The sequence below is a fragment of the Oscillibacter sp. genome (assembly GCF_032060045.1).
Lineage (GTDB): Bacteria > Bacillota > Clostridia > Oscillospirales > Oscillospiraceae > Oscillibacter.
On the sequence record NZ_DAMBZJ010000021.1, the window covers coordinates 278 to 2,748 of the forward strand.

Annotated in this window: 2 protein-coding genes and 1 pseudogene; all 3 read left to right on the top strand. The window is 56.5% G+C overall.

What is annotated here, in order from left to right:
• Positions 1-103: 103 nt before the first annotated feature.
• Complete coding sequence (locus tag RT018_RS09720; RefSeq protein ID WP_312941445.1) at positions 104-1,549, top strand: amidohydrolase; 1,446 nt, start codon at positions 104-106, stop codon at positions 1,547-1,549.
• A 297-nt stretch (positions 1,550-1,846) separates the two neighbouring features.
• Positions 1,847-2,137: a hypothetical protein gene (locus RT018_RS09725; RefSeq protein ID WP_312941447.1), complete on the top strand. Its 291-nt coding sequence runs from the start codon at positions 1,847-1,849 to the stop codon at positions 2,135-2,137.
• Positions 2,138-2,288: 151 nt separating this feature from the next.
• A pseudogene (locus tag RT018_RS09730) lies at positions 2,289-2,471 on the top strand (amino acid ABC transporter substrate-binding protein); the annotation flags it as partial.

The following is a 2,471-nucleotide window of genomic DNA, read 5'->3' on the forward strand; positions in this document are numbered from 1 at the left end:
GGGGGTGTTGCCATCGTGCGGCGCTTCTTGTGAAGCGAGTTCCGGCGGCAGAATAAAAAGAAAGCGGGGCAGCGCTGCGGTCCTGTAGAAAAGGAGCGATGAGATGATCGACAAGGAAAAACAAAAGGCGGTTGCCGCCATTGACGAAAAGGCAGAGCTGATTACCCGAACGGCGGATGCCATCTGGGAATTTGCGGAGCTGTCCTTGCAGGAGGAGCGGTCCGCAGCGCTTTACTGCGAGGTACTGGAAAACGAGGGTTTTGCCGTGGAAAAAGGAATTTGCAAGATCCCCACGGCCTTTTCCGCGTCCTTCGGTGCGGGGCGGCCCATCATCGGGATTCTAGCCGAGTATGACGCGCTGTCCGGCCTGTCCCAAAAGGGAGGAAGCCTTGATCGGGCGGAGTTGATTCCCGGCGGCTGCGGCCACGGCTGTGGGCACAATCTGCTGGGCGCAGGGGCCATGGCTGCGGCGATAGGCGTGAAGGCCTATCTGGAGGAGACGAAGCGCCCCGGCACCGTGGTGCTGTATGGCTGCCCGGGTGAGGAAGGCGGCGCGGCAAAGGCGTTTATGGCCCGGGAAGAGCTTTGGCGCGGGCTGGATGTGGCGCTGACGTGGCATCCGGAGGACCGGAACGAGGTGGCCACCGGGTCCTCCAACTCCTGCATTCAGGTGCAGTACCGCTTTACGGGCGTGGCCTCTCACGCGGCGGGAAGCCCGGAGCAGGGCCGCAGCGCATTGGACGCGGTGGAGCTGATGAATATTGGCGTCCAGTTTCTGCGGGAGCACATGAGCGACAAAGCCCGGCTCCACTATGCCATCACCGATGCGGGCGGGCGCAGCCCCAATGTCGTCCAGCCCCGGGCAACGGTGCTGTACATGGTTCGCTCCAACCATGTTTCCGAGGCGGTTGCACTGCAAGCGCGGGTGGACCGCATTGCCGAGGGCGCGGCGCTGATGACCGACACCACCTTCGAGCGTACCTTTATCGACGGGCTGGCAGACACGGTGACCAACCACACTTTGGAAAAGTTGCTGTATGAGAATTTTTCCGTGCTGGGGGTTCCCTCTCTCACGGAGGAAGAGAGGGTCTTTGCCGATGCTTTGTCGAAAACCTACGATGGATCGGATTACCTTCCGGGCATCGGATGTGATTACGATGCGGAATATGCTACAAAGGTGAAAACTCTTCGTAATCAAAATAGCGGTGCAATGAACGAATTTCTTCTCCCGCTGTATCAGGGAGAGGCATTTAAACCCGGCTCTACCGACGTGGGCGATGTAAGCTGGCAGTGTCCCACAGCGCAGATTCATGTGGCTGCCTGGCCCAACGGTTGCCCCGGGCATAGCTGGCAAAATGTTTCCTGCGACCGGACTGCCATTGGCCACAAGGCCGCCGTCCACGCGGGAAAGGTGCTGTGTGCTGCCGCCATCGACCTTCTGAACGGTCCTGAAATCTTGGAGAAGGCCAAAGCAGAGTTTCTCCGCCGCACGGAAGAGGGATACACCTGCCCAGTTCCCGCCGAAGCTGTGCCTACCGTGCCAGATTAAGCGCGTTGATTTTTGGAAAAGCCCGGCTTTGGCCGGGCTTTTTTAACGGAGAAAACGATGAAAAAAGATGGTTTTGACTCAGCAGACAACAGGGAAGAGGTATGACATATTTGTGGTCAAAAGAGACGTTTTTGTGATAAATGTCCTATACATCTTGGTTTTAAACGATTGATTTATGAAAACTGCTGTCGTTTTGGCGGTTGACATTCACGGATTGCGCCGCTACAATAAGACCAACCCATTTGAGCCACCACATCGGCAAGGCCGAATGATTTTTTGGAAAGGAGCCTGACGGTTATGATGTTTACCAATCGTTTTTATACCGATATGACCGCGTCTGCCAATTATGCAGAGGCTTCTTTCGCCTGCACTCGTTCTGCTTCCAATATGAACATTGCTGCCCTTCTGGACGCCGTTATTGCGGCGTCCATTATTATTATTGCTATTATTGCCAATATTTCTATCAGCCTGATTAGCACCATTCTCGTAGTAGGCCTGTTGCTGGCAATTCTGGTATTGGTATTGGTACTGGTAGGGCTGCTGATTATCGGGAAAGTGAATAGGCGCAGGAGACGTGTCACCGCATAATTTTCGTTACGAAAAGCGGCTGCGCTCTTGGAGTGCAGCCGCTTTTTTGTATAGACTGAGCATTCGAGGCGGAAAGAGGACCGAACGGCCGTCGGTCCCCGGCCCCGCCGGAGAACCATCGCGACTAACAACTTTAAAGGAGATTGTAACGATGAAAAAGAAGAAAATTTTGAGCTTTGTCCTTGCGGCTGCCATGATGGCCGCTCTTGCCGGCTGCGGCAGCAACGGCGGAACCTCCGCGCCCGCCGCGTCCGGCGGCAGCGCCTCCGGCTCCGACGCCGGGGCAACCACCGCTGCCATCAAGATCGGCGGCATCGGACCTCTTACCGGCGGA